Raw genomic sequence first — 16,809 nt, 5'->3', positions numbered from 1 at the left:
GAAGGAAGTTCAATCATGTTATTTAAGCTTTCTATGTCAGGCCTAAAAAGTAAGTTGCAAGATTACATTGTTTTACTTGTTGGTCTTATTGTCTCTATTTCAACTTTTTATATGTTTCAAACGCTAGCATCCAATAAAACGTTCCTTGAATCTAACTCTTCTATTAGGGATATTGTGGCTGTCTTTAAAATTGGTTCCTTTTTGTTAGCGGTTATCACATTTTTTTTTATTTTATATGCAAACTCTTTCTTATCAGCTCTTCGTCAAAAAGAATTTGGTATGTATATGATGTTAGGAGCAAAAAAGCATAAAGTTACATTACTTATGTTTATCGAAACAATCGTATTAGGCGCTGCGTCTCTTGCGATTGGTATTACAGTTGGTGTAGGACTTGCAGAAGGGATCGGTCAGTTATTAATGAAACAACTCGAGTTTGCTGGTGAAGGTTATAAAGCATTTTATCTGCCATCATTAGCTATTACTTGCGTCTTCTTCTTTGCACTATTTGTATTATCTGCAATTATGAATAGTATTAAATTATCGCGTATTTCTGTACTGCAACTTGTACATGCAGATGCACAAACAGAACGTGTTGCCATAAAAGGAAAAATGACAGTTGTAATTGCATTCCTTGGTATTCTTTTATTAGGTATTGGTTATGCATCACTGATCTATATGTCATATGCAAATTCGCTAATTGCTTTGGGATTAATGGCCGTTGGATTAATCTCAGCAACCGCTGGTACTTACCTTATATTTGGATCCCTTCTCCCAGTTATGATTAACAAGCTAAAGAGTAATAAAAAACGTAGTGAAAAAGGCCTCAATGCTTTTACTTTTGCACAATTAAATTTCCGCATTAATAGTCTAACAAATGTGCTTGCAACAGTAGCAATTTTAGTGGCTCTTGGTGCTGGTGGAATTGCTTGTGGTATGGCATTTAAAAACAACATTATAAACATGACAGATCAAATGCGAATTTACGATTCAGTCATTCATAATCCAACTGCGGAAGAAAAGACAATTTTGGGTGGTATCTTATTTCAAGAAAAATTTGAATACCATTACAAAGTTGATGATAGGTATGTTTATTATCTTAAAGAAGATGTAGAAAAAAATCGCCCTTTCTTGCAAGGTATGAAAATAGAGAAAGTTTCAGAGGAAATACCAATTGGTGCATTTTCAATAAAATGGGTTAAAGGAGAAATCGACACAAAACAATGGATTCAGGCTTTCAGAACGATCCAGCCAAATTATATGTATCCTCATTATGAAATCAAAATTGTAGAACAAAACATATACGATGGGTTGAAGGGTAAAGAAAGTACTGTGTTTATAGGGAAAACAGATGATTTTGGATCATACATAAAAGAATGGAAAAAACTTGATGAATTACAGATAGCAAAATATAAAAATGTGAAAGAGGAAGAATTGGATAGTAAGTATCAAAAATATATTATGAGTCATGATTTTGCCAGCGGACTAATGTTTATGGGTTTCTTCGTTGGAATTGCATTTTTAGCAATGATGGCAAGCTGCTTAATGTTTAAAGTTCTGTCGGGAGCATCAAAAGATGTAGCACGTTATCAAATGCTTCGTAAAATCGGTGTTCGTCGTGAGTTATTAATAAAATCGATTTTTAAGGAGTTATTCTTTATATTTTTAGTCCCAGCAATTTTGGGTATTGTTCACGTATTGGTTGGTATGAACATGTTCAGCGTTCTTTTGGCTGATCCTTACTTTCGTATTTGGCTACCAATTATTATTTTCGTAGTAATTTACTCGATTTACTACTTGATTACAGTTCAATTGTATAAAGGAATTGTACTTCCGAAAGAACATTAATGTAATGGTATTATTTATACGGAATATCACCATAATCTGCCCCATTTATTAAACATTCTAAATGGATTTGGAAATAATAAATGGAGTAGTACTATAACCCATAAACGGTGTTTAATGTTCCGTACGATACTTTGTTTTTAGTAATGAGTTTTAGAATTTCCGGAAAGTATTGTTGATAGTGCCATTAGAGAAGTTAAAGAAGAAACTGGTCTTGAAGTTAGCAATCCTGTTTATAAAGGACTTTATGAATATGTTAATTCAATCGTCAAAGACCAAGATATGATATTTAACTATTTTACAAAAGACTTTAAGGGGGATTTACTAAAAAATTCGCCAGAAGGAAAAGCTGTTTGGTTGAATATCAATGAAGTTTATAATCTTTCTATGCAGAAATCCATTCGTAGAATATTCCCTTTGTTCTTTAAAGAAGGAAGAAAAAATAAAGGGAATGGGATCAAGAAAAAAATCAAGAGGGACAAGTTACTATAAAGAGAACATATACAAAACAATGCTGGCCTACACATATTAGTATTATATAATATGTGTAGGCCTTTTAATTTTAAGCATCTATTAATTTAGGTCTTAATAATATACGAAAATCGCGTTTTGTTGACGGATTTCCTTAGGATAAGGATTTTTTTAAATAAAAAATGATAGGATCGGCGAGCATACACTTATCTTTGGCCAAGGAGTAAACCAAAGGATAACCATCATATTTTTATTACAATATCTCTTGTTAATTTTTAATAGAAAAATCATGTGTAATATTCATATCTATATTGAGAAATTTATTACAAATTTAGTTGTAAATTTTTTTTAATGAAACAATCTCGCCTAAAATTAAATTTATATAATTTTAGCTTGATAGCGATGTGGTGCTGCCCCTTATAATAAGGATTCTATTTTGTATCAAAAATTCAAAATTAAAAAGATAAGATCCGGCAATAGGATTTTATCTTTAGCGTAAGGGAAAAACAAGTGACAGAAACCAGCTTATTTTTTATAGTATTATATTTTTTGTTAATTTTCGATATAAAAACCATATATAACATCTATATCTATATTGAGAAATTTATTGCAAATTTAGTTTTAAGTGTTGCCAAAAATGAAAGGAAACTTTTATCCAGTAGTTTACTTTCATAATATTGATTTTTATACGTGTCTGGTAAAGAAGATACAATGAATTACTAATAAAAACTATAACGAAATCTAGTTCGGTATAGTAAAGTGCAAATGAAAATTCCCTCTTCGCTATCTCCCCAAAAAAGAACCACTGCTATAATCTTATAGACTGTATTTTCAGAAACATTACAAGCGTGTAAGTAAAATGAAAGGAAATTCAATATGAGAAAAAAATCTTACTACTATAATGAATAACAGAAACACTCATGAAAAAATGTGTTGCGAATCTAGTTGATTTTTATGTCTTTCCATTAAGGTTTTGTCGCAGGAGCAGTACTGCATTAAAATTCAATTGAAAAATTTGATGAAGTTATCACCTTTAGAAAAGATGATTCCGTTAAGTATACATCAATTAGAGAGAACCACATGGATACGGTATAATTCTGGATTAATAATTACTAGAGGTAACGATACTTCGTTATTTTTATATAGAATATTATTTAAACTACCTAACACGGAACCTAATGGACTGTTGGAAATAGGCGATTCCTGAGAACACCGATGTATCCACCAGTTATCTTAGCAGGCTCTACCTATAGTCCCTGCGGTGAGAACATAAGTATTTTGTACGTTGATTTATCCCAATTTCTACTTTAGCTTTCTTGTCACAACTTTGACAAGCGTGGAGCCATAGAACGTTGAAGAATGATTTGTACCAGTATATAGTGGCGAACAGATTGACTTAGGCCAACCGACATTCATCTTCAACCTAAAATTAGTGTTGCACACCCTCACATTTTTTGGAAAGAGTCTTCTGTCGGAAAAAAATAAAAAACACAGAGGTGTAAAATGAACATTATTTCCGAACTATTCGTTAGTTTTGCAATTCCTACGATACAACTCACATTTTTATTCCTTCTCATACTTATTTTTAGCTATTTTGTAGTATACAAAAAGGTATGTAAAGGTGAAAAAAAGTTTACCGTACAACAAATTATATTATTGATATTAATAATAGGATATTATTCTCTTGCATTATCAGCTACTTCATTTGGTCGTTCAGATGATATAGCTTATGCAAGAACCATTGATTTTGATGTACTTAGTGTTTATAAAAAAGCATGGAATACATTTTCATTTACTTCCTTTTTCCATATCATTGTGAATATAGGTATGCTTTTTCCTTTAGGAATTTTATTGCCTTTATTTAGTAAGGTTTTTCAAAAAACAAAATGGATGTTAATGATCTCAATTATAGCAAGTTTATTAATTGAAATACTTGAATTTACAATGCAACGTGGAAGTATGGAACTTGTTGATTTACTTCATAATATTTTAGGAATGATGCTAGGGTATTCTGTGTTAAACATAGTTCTTATATTATTGAAGAAAAAAGAAACGCATGCACAGATGATGAAATATTTATTCCTTCCCATTACAGTAATTCTCATTGCATTTGGAATAATTATTTCGTACCATATGAAGGAATTTGGAAATATGCCTATTGATCCCAATACAAAAATAGATATGTCTCACGTTACGATAAAAACATCAATAGAGTTAAAAGAAGAAGGGGGAAAAAAAACTGTTTACAAAGATTCCGTTACTAAAAAATCACCTGTTCGAGATGTTGAAATTCTTTCTCCAAAGGAAGCATTTCAAAAACTGAAACAAGGAGAATTTGAACCTATAGGATCTTTCAATGCAGGTGATACATTATTAATTACAAAATATAATATAGATTACTACACTGATACAAAAGGTTTCTCTCAACCTATATATGTCTTTGAGGTACATGTAAATGATAATGAAGAAGATATTTGGTCTCAACCTATTTCCGCAAGGAAATAGGTTGAGAAAATATTATGAAGCTACTAGTACTGGTTGTAACCCATGATACATGGGAAAGGCGGAGTCTGTTTTGGAAGACTTCGCCTTTGTTTGTATAGTGCATGCAAGGGTACGGAAACGATTTAAAGAGAAGGGGACATCATCTATCAACTCTCATTTTTAGTTTGTAAATTTTGGGGGGATTTATCCTATAAATATAGTAAAAGTAAAAGATCTTAGTAAAGAATATACAGGTAAAGCTTCGCATATAGCACTTTTAAATGTAAATTTAACAATCATAGAAGAGAATTTGTTGGGATTATGGACCTTTCTTGTAGTGGAAGAACAACGTTATTGAATATGATTTCTACTATTGATTTTCCAACATCAGGGAGTATATTAATAGTAAAAATCCGTATTAACTTTCTACCAATAATTTAGCTTTATTTTGCAGACACGGGTACGGCCGAGATATATGTAATTTTGAATATAATTCATACATTCTTTTCTAAACGTACTTGTGATTACGGATTTCTTTACCACTTTTTAACTGATTATCATACATCCTAATCATACAGTTGGAACAAAGTGTTTTCAGTAGCTAATAGATGGATTCTTAGGGTGTACCCATAATAGACGAAACTGCATTTATAAGCCAATCTCATGCATACATTAACAGTAAAAGGGAAGATGGTTCTTCCGCTCGTATTAGATGACCTGAATGTGAAAAGAATAAATAAACGAGGATAGGAAATATCAGGAGGACAAGCACAGCGAACAGCGATTGTCTGTGCACCCATTCATTCCCCTAAATTAATTCTACCGATGAGCTAACAGGGAATTTGGATACTAAACTCTCTCAAGATGTAATGGAGATATGAACACAATTAAATATAGAAGAAAAGGAAACAATGATGGACAGTTATATAATGAAATTTGCCACAATGACAATTGTCCATTACTTTATAAAAATATTATGGACAGTCTTTCTATGTTAGGAGGGAATAAAAATGACTTTTCGACAACTAGCATTGAATAATGTTATACGGAATAAACGAATATATCTTGGGTATTTTTTTAGTAGCATATTTGCGGTAATGATTTTCTTTACTTATGGTCTACTTTTCTTTCATCCAAATCTAAAAGGTGAACTGACTCATGTAAGTACTATAATGAGCACATTTGGGAAAATAGGATTTCAACTATCGTATTCCTTAATTTTTGTTTTCTCTTTCTTATTTATTTTCTATTCTGCTAGCGCATTTTTAAAAAATAGAACAAAAGAGTTTGGATTATTAATGTTACATGGAATGTCTCATAAACAGTTTCATCGATTAATTTTTTTCGAAAACATGTTGATTGGAATCCCTTCTATACTAGTGGGTATTGGACTTGGAATGATTTTTTCTAAATTATTTTTACTAGTTAGTGGGTCTTTATTGGCAGTAGAGCAGAGGTTACCATTTTATTTTCCATTAAAGGCTATTGGAGTAACAGCTCTGTCCTTTTTTATCTTATTTCTACTTATTTCTTTGTTTACATCAAAAATGGTGAAAATGAATGAGCTTGTAGAACTCATAAAATCAGAAGAAAAGCAAAAACCTGAACCTGAAGTGTCTGCTTGGCTATCTTTGTTGGCTATAATCTTAATTGGAGCAGGCTACACTTCTGTCCACCACAGTATCGATGCAATCGCAATTAATTATATGAGTGGGAATGAAGTATTACTGATCGTTGGATTAGGGGTCACGCTTATTATATTTGGAACTTATATTTTCTTTCATCAATTTTGTATATATGTGATATACAATTTAAAAAATAGAGAAACTACATTCTTTAAAAGAACCAACCTCCTTGTTATTTCAGAATTAGCATTCCGAATGAAAGATAATGCGAGAATGTTCTTTATGGTTACAATTATATCTGCGGTATCTTTTACAGCAATTGGAGCTTGTACAGCTATCGGAAATCCTGAATTAGCAAAAAATGAGACCCCATTTGCATTTACCTATAGATCAGATTGGGGAAATCCACTAGAAAAATTTCATATTGAAGAGATAAAAAAACAATTAAAAGAATCTGGATTTTCTTATAAACTTGCAACAGCAAAATTTAAAATAACACAGAATGACATTAGATTAATTAATCTTTCTACGTATAATGAATATGCTAAAACACTAGGATATGAAATAGAAAAATTAACAAATGAAAATGAAAGTATCGTTATACTACCAATGAAAAAACACAAAAGTGTAGAGGACCTAAAACCTTTTGTGTTAAGGCATGGTGAACTAGAAGTACCAGTTACTGTTCAAAAAACATTAACTGTCCCAGAGTTAAAAGAGATGCTTGCTAAAACTGTTATTATCTCTGATGCTGTTTACAATGAAGTCCTAAATATTAAAACTGTAGATGTTGGTATCTTGCAAAATTACACTATATACGGTTTTATTATAAAAAATTGGCCTGAAACAACTGCAGTCTCAAAAAATCTTATGAAATCAGTTGGTACGAAATTAGGCGATTCTTATACTTTTTCATCTTTGAGTTTGAAATGGCTTGAACTAAAACAACAAAATGGATTACTTTCTATTACAAGTATATTGGTGGGAGTTGTATTCTTTGCATTTGCAATAAGTTTTTTATATTTCCGTCTATTTACTGATTTAAAACGTGATCAAGAGCAGTATCAAATGATTTCAAAATTAGGTTTAAGTCAAAAAGAGTTAAAGAAAATTATAACAACACAAATGATGATATTATTTTTCTTACCCATTGTAGTAGCTATGATTCACAGCAGTTTTGCATTTCTAACTTTGCATCAATTAGGACAAACCATAAGTAGGGAAATGTCCGTTATTCAAAGCTCAATTGTTGTATTAGTAAGTTTTTTTTGTATTCAATTTATTTACTTCCTTATCATTAGAAATTACTATATAAAACGCATATGTACAAAAATATATTCATAAAAAAGAGAAACAAAAAATTGAAGGTGCAGACTCAATCACTATATATGATTGAGTCTGCATCTTCAATATGTTAAAAAATATACTAAGATTAATCTATGTTGACTCATCTTTTATACATTATCTGAAAAAGAACTTGTAGAGATTCCTACAAGTCCTTTTTGTTTTTCATTTTAAATACTTAAAAGGTATAAGCTCAGTTTTACTTTTTACCAGTAATATACTGTTAAATTTATCTTTCTTGTCCATCTGTTTGATTGGCTTGGAACTCCATGTTTAGCGCAATACTATCCCCTTGGAACACGTTCTGATCTGTGCCGTTGTCTTCAAATACAAACTTTATCCAAAACCAATCCATTTTCCCAGGTTTTAATCCCCCTGTTTCAGTCCACTTAGAATGAAATACTTTTTTGGAGGCAATCTCTGGGCTTTGTGATTTTAGTTCTGCAAGAGTTGTCTCGTATACAGGGCTTTTCGCAGAATCCCAATCCAAAAGAAATTGTACTTTAATATGTTTACCAAAATCTTCTGTAGTGTTATTTTGTTTTAAATCGTTTACAGTATAGTCTATTTTCATCATGATATCTTTAATATCTAATGTACCACTATTTTTTTAATTGAATTTCTTTAATATTTTATCCCCAGTACTGTAAAGTTTTAAACACGTAGGAAATAAATCCAAATTTACTGATAACAAGGATCAAAAAAGGAGGAATTCTTTTTTTTGTACGATAGAGCATTTCAGATACTGTGACACATGTATATCCATTGTTGTTTAAATACTTCATGATGCTTTCTGATGCTTCAACAGTTTGAGATGTCTGGGAAAATTCGCTACCATTCCAATCATGAAGTAGAATGATATTTCCAGGTTTAACACCTTTTGTTATATGCCTCGAAATCTTGCTAGCTGTTGGACTTCTCCAATCTTGGAGATCTTGATGCCGCGACCATAATATTACAAGTTTTCTATTTTATACAAAATTATACCTTAAGTTGATGGATGTTTGGTGCTCCCCCTATATGAAGCTATACAAAAAGACACCCAAGAAGGATTAAAAATTTGCCTTCGTCTGTTTGACCTCAAATGGACGGGAATCGCATCGATATGAGAAAAAGACAGTCTTTGATATATTAGGTGTCGTTTACAATTGTGCTGTATCCAATCTAAATCAGAAAACTGCCAAAATGACTATGAATTCATGTCTTTTAAATAGAGCTGTTGTTACGCTGTAACCACTTTGTTTATTTCCGCAAATTACATAAGTTTTATCGTTTTTGCACCAGAATCGATAGCCCTACATTTATCTGCCTCCTTGGTAAGGCATCGAATAATTCTTACATATACCATCGCGATTTCTGATAACTTACATGTAGAGAGGTATCACTCAATATAACAAAAATGTAATGTTAATGAAATGTAATTCCACCGATACTATTAATGAAATTATATAAAATGAAGGGGAGTTAAAGAATTTTTATAATGAAAAAGGAGAAGTATTAATGCGAAATATATTAAGTGTAGAAAAAATTGAAAAATATTATGGTAATAAAGATAATGTAACAAAGGCTATAGATAATATTAGTTTTAAGGTAGATGAGGGGGAATTTGTTGGGATAATGGGGCCCTCAGGAAGTGGAAAAACTACATTACTTAACTGTATATCAACGATTGATCATGTTACGACGGGAAAAATAATAATCAATAATAGTGACATTACACGGTTAAAATCAAAGTCACTAGACAAGTTTAGAAAGAATGAATTAGGGTTTGTATTTCAGGACTTTAATTTATTAGATACCCTTACTGCTTATGAAAATATTGCCCTAGCGTTAACTATAAAAGGTGAGGCAAGTTCAAAAATTGATGGAAAAATACAAGCGGTTGCAAAATATTTAGACATTGAACAAGTATTAAGCAAATACCCGTATCAAATATCAGGTGGACAAAAACAAAGGGTTGCTTCGGCAAGAGCTATCGTAACAGATCCATCTTTAGTACTTGCAGATGAACCAACAGGATCGTTAGATTCTAAATCAGCTAGATTATTACTCGAAAGATTTGAAAGTCTTAATAAGGATTTAAAAGCTACCATACTTATGGTTACTCATGATGCATTTACAGCAAGCTATGCTCGTAGAATTCTATTTATTAATGATGGCAAAATATTTATCGAGTTGGTAAGAGGAAATGATTCCAGAAAAGAATTCTTTACTAAAATTATCGAAGTTATAACCCTTCTTGGAGGTGACGATAATAATGTACTCTAAAATTGCTATTGGGAATGTAAAGAAAAGTCTTAAAGATTATGCGATATATTTCTTAACACTAACACTGGCTGTTTGTATATTTTATAGTTTTAACTCAATAGAATCACAAAAAGCGCTTATGGAAATTGACGCTTCAGGTAGAGAGTATGTGCCTACTTTAATGAAAGTTATCTCAAATGTGTCAGTATTTGTATCCGTAATATTAGGTGGTTTAATATTGTATGCAAATAATTTCTTAATCAAAAAACGTAAAAAAGAATTAGGAATATACATGACTTTAGGTATGGGAAGAAGAAACATATCTAGAATATTACTAACAGAGACATTTCTAGTTGGCGTTATATCTTTAGTGAGTGGGCTTATAATAGGTATTGGAGTATCACAGGGATTATCTACATTTGCATTAAAGTTATTTGACTTGCCTATGAATAAATATAAATTTGCAATTTCAACAGGTGCTATAGGTAAAACCGTATTATACTTTGGAATCATGTTTTTACTTGTTATGTTATTTAATGTATATGTTGTTTCTAAATACAAAATAATTGATATGTTAACAGCAGGTAGAAAAAACGAAGATGTAAAATTTAGAAATCCTCTTATCTATGTAATCACATTTATTATGTGTGTAGCTTCACTTGGATATGCATATGTGACTGTATTAAAAATCGGATTGAATTATATGAATCCTATGTTCATGGTATCGATCATTCTTGGCATATTAGGTACATTTCTGTTTTTCTTTAGTTTATCTGGATTTATATTATATGTTGTAAAGAAGAATAAAAAAGTCTATTTTAAAGGGTTAAATATATTTATCATCAAACAAATAAATAGTAAGGTTAATACAAATTTTATATCCATGTCTGTAATCTGTTTAATGTTATTCCTTACAATGGTGGTTTTATCTACAGGAATCAGCTTAAAAAGAAGTATAGATGCAACAATGAAAGAAGCAACACCATTTGATGCCAGTATTATGTTGGAGAATAGGGATGAAAGTTACACGATAGAAGACGTATTAAATAAATTTAATTTTAAAATAAGTAATAACGAAAAATATGTATCTTATAATGTATATCAAACAGGGATGAAAGTGATGGACTTTGTACCAGAAGTAATTAAAGATTTTAGGGATAGCGGTGCGGATTTCATTAAAGTATCTGATTATAATAAAATTTTAAATCTTAAAGGCGAAAAGGAAATCACTTTAAATAACAATGAAGTTTTATTTTTATCAAATAATGACCGGTTGGTTAATTCGATAAATGAAAGATTAAAAAATAGCAATAAGATGAATATTAAAGAAAAAGAATATCTGGTAAAAAACGCTAAAGTTATACAAGAGAATCTTTACACTTCTGAGGGGATAACTAATTTCTTCGCAATTGTTATAAATGATGAGTTTTTATCAGGCTACAAAATTAGTACATCCGTACTCAATGTAAATTATTTAGATGAAAATAGAGAAGAATATAATAAAAAATATGATAACGTTACACCGGTCTTTTATGACAAAAATGGCCCAAAATTAAATATTTTGTCTATAAGAGGCATATCAAAGGATGAAGCTTATGCGGAAAATAAGGGGTTGAAAATTGTCATACTGTTTATGGGGATATATATAGGTATTGTATTTTTAATAACAAGTATGGCTGTATTAGCTCTTCAACAATTATCAGAAGCCAGTGATAGCATAGATCGATATAAATCTTTGAAGAGAATTGGTTCAAACGGAACAATGATCGACAAAACGATTTTTATTCAAACTTTCGTATACTTTAGTCTTCCAGTTACTCTTGCCCTAATTCATTCTGTAGTTGGAATTTATTTAGTCAATAATTTTATTAACGCATTTCATCAAACAGACATTACTTTACCAGCATTGATGACTGGCTTAGTATTTCTTGTAGTTTATGTAGGATATTTCTACACGACATATGTCGGGTATAAAAATATTGTAAAAAGTAATACTTGATTTTATAATGCTCATTAAGGCTATTACACCTTGTTTCTCAAGATGTAATAGCCTTATATTCTATATAGGAAGGGAAAAGTCATGAAAAAAATCATTCTGATTGAAGATGATGAAATCATCAGAGAAGAATTACAACATTTTTTTATAAAGTATGGATATGAAGTAAAGGCTCCCACAGATTTTAATCATATTATCGAATATATAGAAAGTGAGAATGCAGACCTTATATTACTAGATATAAATCTTCCTGTGTTCGATGGCTATTATATATGCAGAGAAATACGTAAAACTTCAGATGTTCCAATCATCATGGTTACAAGCAGAGATAGTGATGTAGATGAACTAATAAGTATGAATTTAGGAGCAGATGATTTTATAACAAAGCCTTATAATACAGAAATACTATTAGCAAGAGTAACAAACATTTTAAGAAGAACATCTGGAGATTTAAAGACAAATCATATCTTAATGTATAGGGATTTTAATTTAAATCTTTCAAATGCAACAGTTACTTATCAAGACAAGTCTGTAGAGTTAACTAAAAATGAAGTTAAAATACTCTCATGCTTAATAAATAATCGTGGAAATATTGTAAAAAGAGATTCACTCATAGAAACTTTATGGAAGTCTGATTATTTTGTGGATGATAGCACCTTAACTGTTAATATAAATAGATTAAGAAAAAAGCTTGAAGAGATAGGTATAGAAAATCCAATTGCAACAAGAAGAAGCTTAGGGTATATAATGCCATGAATTTAGGTGAATTTATTAAAGATAAAATAGTAGTAATACTATCTAATGTACTGGTATATATCATACTAGCAGGTATATTGCTGACTGTGCATGTTCCGTTCATTATCATATTCTTTGTCTTTTGTATTTGGTTTTTTCCATTGATTTCATATATGGCTATAGAATTTATAAGATGTAAAAATTATTATAATGAGATTAATGGTATATTAGAAAACTTGGAGAAAAAATACTTACTTCCAGAGGTAGTAAAGGAAGCAAACTTTATACATGGAGAAAAGCTTAACGCTATACTAAAAGAAGTAAGTAGAGATATGCATGAAAATGTAAAGTATTATAGAGATATGCAGTTGGATTACAGAGAATATATAGAAACATGGGTGCATGAAATTAAGACACCAATAGCTTCTACAAAGCTTATAATTGAAAATAATCAAAATGAAATAACTAATAAAATTGACTCTCAAATGGATCGAATCGAGGGGTTTGTAGAACAGGTTTTGTATTATTCTCGAAGCAATAACGTTAATAAAGACTACATTATCAAGCCAATCAACCTTGATAATGTAGTAAGGAATGTAATTAAAAGAAACTATAGGGATTTTATTCATAAGAGAATAAAATTAGATATACAGGATATTGATGAGATTGTATATAGTGATGGAAAATGGGTTGAATTTATTATTAATCAAATAATAGGAAATTCTATAAAGTACTCAAATAACAAAGAACAAATGATACGTATATGCTCAATTAAGAAAACTAACTCAGTAATACTAACTATAGAGGATAATGGAGTAGGGATAGCAACTAAAGATATAAATAGAGTTTTTGAGAAAGGATTTACTGGAGAGAATGGAAGGAAATTTAGCAAAAGTACAGGAATGGGATTGTATCTATGCGAAAAACTGTGTTCAAAATTAGGTATGAAAATTACCATTGATTCTGAAGTTAATAAGGGAACTAGGGTTACATTAATATTTCCGTTGTCAGGTATGGTAACTTTTGAGCCTTATTTATAAAATAGATGCTGCTATCCTTCCACGAATTTCGTATGAAACTTAAGAACAAACGTAAAACGGTATGAAAAGACTAGTAATTCTCTTCATACCGTTTGTATTATTTAGTCATTTAACATATTGGTATATTTAATTGTGAATTAGATCAATGTTAATCTGGATTAGTCATTACTATTTTTGATGCCCACTAATACTTAACGTAAGATTTGGTTTGGTTGCTACACAGACCTCGTAAGCGAGAAATTGTACACTATATAAAACAGTAAAATAAATAGCCGATCCCTTAGCGTACAAGGAATCGGCTATTTTATGTCTAAATTCTGTTCAAACGCACAGTTTTCTTTTTTTGATATTGTGACTCTATGCCCATCAAGCTAAGATTTTTAATTACCCCTAAAACGAAAAAGTTATTTCTCTACAGTCATTTATGAAAAATTAATCGAATTTCTTTTTTTACAGATGATTAATTTTTAAAAATTATACTCAAGGGTTAGGGTTTTACAATAACTTTTATGAACTATTAATACTTCATAAAAGTTATTGTGAATTTAGTGAATGAGTGTTTTTGACTTTCTACTTTAATAAATCCATGGTGAGCTTCGATAATTGATTTCGCTAGTGCTAAGCCAATTCCAATGGAGCCTTCTTTATTAGAATTTTTTGTTTTGTAAAATCTATCGAATATATATGGCAAATCTTCTGATGCAATACCTTCACCAAAATCTTGAATTATTATTTCAGTATGAATAGGAGAGTTTGTGACTTCAACATAAATAGAACTATTATCATTTGAATGTTCAATGGAATTCTTTAAAATATTTAATAAAGCTTCTTGCATCCAAATACTGTCATGGAAAAGTGATATTTTTTCATTGGTTTTTAAATGTATGTTCATATTTTTTTTATTTAATTTACTGTTCAAACTAGCAATGACCTCATAAATTGTATCAATAATATCAGAGTTTTCTTTTTCAAATAGTATTGCTCTAGCATCTATTTTTGAAACTTTTAATAAATTATGTATTAAAAAGTTGATTCTTGAAATTTGAACATCATTATTGTGTAAAAAATGATATTGTTGTTCATTTAATTTACCTTGTAATAAGATATCATTGTTCACTGTTAGTGTTGAGAGGGGTGTTTTTAGTTGATGAGAAATATCTTGTAAAGTTTGAATTAAAAATTGTTTTTCTTCCATTAAATTATGCATACTTTTTCTAATAACATTTTTCAGTTTATGAAAAGAATTAGCAAGTTTAGCTAGATCACCTTCTCTATTTTCCTTGATATCAATGGTGTAATCACCTTCAATAATTTTATTCGCTGCAGCTGTTACATTTCTAATTTTTAAGAAAAAAGATTTATATTGTAAGTAATTTAGAAAAATTAGGATTAAGCTGAACCCTATTGCTCCAAGGAACATGTATATATTGTTTTGGGATATATGTTTATTTAAATAAGGAAAAAGTCTTGAATCCAATTCAGCAGATAGACCGTATTGTTTTAATAGCATTTCTCCATCACTGGAATAATCATTTTTATTGGCTGTATCATTTGTAAGTGCTTGTATTATTTCGTATTCATTTTCTGGGTTTTGTTCAATTAGTTTTCCAGTAATTTCACTCCAAATAGTAATATAATCATTTTTTAAATGGTCATATAGAATATGAACTGTGATAACTTGATATATAATAAATAAAAAAGAGATTAATGCTAATGTAAGTATATTAATTTTTATTTCTCTATTTATCATTAAATTACTCCTTACTGACGTCTTTATTCCAGAAATATCCGACACCTCTTTGTGTGATTATACAGTCAGGATTTTGTGGATTATCCTCAATTTTACTTCTCAATCTTTTTACATAAACAGAAAGAGTATTTTCATCGAAAAACACTTCACCTTCATCTGCTATTTTTTTCAATATCTCATTTCTTTGTAACACTTTATGAGGATTTAGCATTAACGTTAATAAGAGTTTGTATTCTAAATGTGTTAAATTTATACTTTTCTCATGCTTAAAGGCTCTGGCTGCTTCAACTTCAAGCTGTATATTTCCAGACCTCAATATAGTATTAGAAGCTGTTTTAATTTTTTTTCTTAATTGTACTTTTACTCTAGATAATAGCTCTTTTACCCTGAAGGGTTTTGTTATATAATCATCTCCACCAATATCAAGGCCCATTACTACATTTGCCTCCTCATCCAGTGCTGTGAGAAAAATAATAGGTACATCACCTTTTCTTTTAAGGTAGGTACATAAATCATATCCATTTCCATCTGGTAGTCCAACATCCAATATAGCTAAGTCAAATTTATTATTTTCGTATTGGTCTTTTGCATCTTGTACAGTAGAAACTCTTATAACCTCAAGTCCTTCTCCTTTTAGAGTAAACGCAATAGCCATTCCTAGATCGTTATCGTCTTCAACGAATAATACTTTATCCACAGTATCTCTCCTCATTTGTCTTTGATTATGGCAGTATTTTAGATTATGACAGTTATTTTACACGTTGATTGGCTAATTTAAAATAGTTTAGTATGGAAATGGAATTTTAGAGGCTTTTCTGAGTATAAGCATAATACCCAAATCGGCTTGAAGCTTTTTAGTACATAATGAGATACAAACAATTACTTAAAGTAGAATATTTATGTAATTCATACATGTACTTGCTTATATTTTGAAAAACCTTGTAATAGTGTCTTGTTGAATTTGTACGTTTTTATAAAACCATTAATGTTTTGTTTAAGTTATCTTATACAAAAATGTTAAATGAAATTGAATTCGCATTAATTATGTAAATGGATTTAAAAAAACAAATCATTGAGAATAAGAGCCGAATGGGAGCGGATTTTTGAGAATTTGAAAAATATGTGTGTACTTAAATAATTGTATAAAAGCCATTTAATTTTAAAGTATATCAAAAGTTAGATTTAGTAATCTTACTAAACTGTAAGATTAAAGTATATATAGTAAGACAAGAGTTATTCAATTAACAATTAAAGACGTCTATACTGAAGGTAATC

At 29.9% G+C, this 16,809-nt stretch carries 10 protein-coding genes and 5 pseudogenes; 11 read left to right on the top strand and 4 right to left on the bottom strand.

The genetic code is table 11. The features are described from left to right. Window positions 1-15 precede the first annotated feature (15 nt). The 6 genes and pseudogenes from NST27_RS27300 to NST27_RS27275 all read left to right on the top strand — a co-directional run bounded on the left by NST27_RS27300 (window position 16) and on the right by NST27_RS27275 (window position 7,766). On the top strand, window positions 16-1,845 hold the full coding sequence (locus NST27_RS27300) for an FtsX-like permease family protein (protein ID WP_000897815.1): 1,830 nt from the start codon (window positions 16-18) through the stop codon (window positions 1,843-1,845). 168 nt (window positions 1,846-2,013) lie between these two features. Further along, window positions 2,014-2,334 (top strand): NUDIX domain-containing protein, encoded by a 321-nt coding sequence (locus NST27_RS27295; protein ID WP_306302922.1) that lies wholly within the window; start codon window positions 2,014-2,016, stop codon window positions 2,332-2,334. A gap of 1,482 nt (window positions 2,335-3,816) precedes the next feature. Next, window positions 3,817-4,818 (top strand): VanZ family protein, encoded by a 1,002-nt coding sequence (locus NST27_RS27290; RefSeq protein ID WP_001021567.1) that lies wholly within the window; start codon window positions 3,817-3,819, stop codon window positions 4,816-4,818. Between the two features lie 190 nt (window positions 4,819-5,008). Further along, window positions 5,009-5,202 (top strand): annotated as a pseudogene (locus tag NST27_RS27285) (bacitracin ABC transporter ATP-binding protein); the annotation flags it as partial. Window positions 5,203-5,454: 252 nt separating this feature from the next. Next, window positions 5,455-5,836, top strand: a pseudogene (locus tag NST27_RS27280) (ATP-binding cassette domain-containing protein); the annotation flags it as partial. Then, window positions 5,808-7,766 carry an FtsX-like permease family protein gene (locus tag NST27_RS27275; protein ID WP_000144214.1) on the top strand — a complete coding sequence of 653 codons (1,959 nt, stop codon included), beginning with the start codon at window positions 5,808-5,810 and terminating at the stop codon, window positions 7,764-7,766. The pseudogene NST27_RS27280 and the gene NST27_RS27275, both read left to right, overlap by 29 nt. Window positions 7,767-7,995: 229 nt before the next feature. On the opposite strand, the pseudogene NST27_RS27270 reads toward NST27_RS27275, so the two are convergent. Continuing rightward, window positions 7,996-8,409 (bottom strand): annotated as a pseudogene (locus tag NST27_RS27270) (TasA family protein); the annotation flags it as partial. Between the two features lie 38 nt (window positions 8,410-8,447). Continuing rightward, window positions 8,448-8,737, bottom strand: a pseudogene (locus NST27_RS27265) (chitooligosaccharide deacetylase); the annotation flags it as partial. Between the two features lie 39 nt (window positions 8,738-8,776). On the opposite strand from NST27_RS27265, the pseudogene NST27_RS27260 reads away from it, so the two are divergent. From NST27_RS27260 to NST27_RS27240, 5 genes and pseudogenes are all read left to right on the top strand, one after another. Continuing rightward, window positions 8,777-8,999: pseudogene (locus tag NST27_RS27260) on the top strand (hypothetical protein); the annotation flags it as partial. Window positions 9,000-9,266: 267 nt separating this feature from the next. Next, the gene (locus NST27_RS27255) at window positions 9,267-10,034 is read left to right on the top strand and encodes an ABC transporter ATP-binding protein (RefSeq protein ID WP_001244394.1); all 768 of its coding nucleotides are present in this window, start codon (window positions 9,267-9,269) and stop codon (window positions 10,032-10,034) included. Then, entirely contained in the window at window positions 10,024-12,012 is a 1,989-nt protein-coding gene (locus NST27_RS27250; RefSeq protein WP_000286991.1) for an FtsX-like permease family protein, read from the top strand. The genes NST27_RS27255 and NST27_RS27250 overlap by 11 nt, the downstream gene beginning before the upstream one ends. An 81-nt stretch (window positions 12,013-12,093) precedes the next feature. After that, entirely contained in the window at window positions 12,094-12,765 is a 672-nt protein-coding gene (locus NST27_RS27245) for a response regulator transcription factor (protein ID WP_000720523.1), read from the top strand. Then, window positions 12,762-13,784, top strand: a complete 1,023-nt coding sequence (locus NST27_RS27240) for a sensor histidine kinase (protein ID WP_001048441.1) — start codon at window positions 12,762-12,764, stop codon at window positions 13,782-13,784. Before NST27_RS27245 ends, NST27_RS27240 begins: the two co-directional genes overlap by 4 nt. Window positions 13,785-14,301: 517 nt before the next feature. Here NST27_RS27240 and NST27_RS27235 read toward each other — a convergent pair. Continuing rightward, entirely contained in the window at window positions 14,302-15,534 is a 1,233-nt protein-coding gene (locus tag NST27_RS27235; protein ID WP_047387410.1) for a sensor histidine kinase, read from the bottom strand. Window positions 15,535-15,538: 4 nt separating this feature from the next. Next, entirely contained in the window at window positions 15,539-16,231 is a 693-nt protein-coding gene (locus tag NST27_RS27230; protein ID WP_061662049.1) for a response regulator transcription factor, read from the bottom strand. Window positions 16,232-16,809: the final 578 nt, after the last annotated feature.

Source organism: Bacillus sp. FSL W8-0770, assembly GCF_038008705.1.
Classification (GTDB): Bacteria; Bacillota; Bacilli; order Bacillales; family Bacillaceae_G; genus Bacillus_A; species Bacillus_A cereus.
The sequence above is the reverse complement of the archived record's forward strand: the minus strand, read 5'-3'. Positions and strand labels throughout refer to the sequence as shown.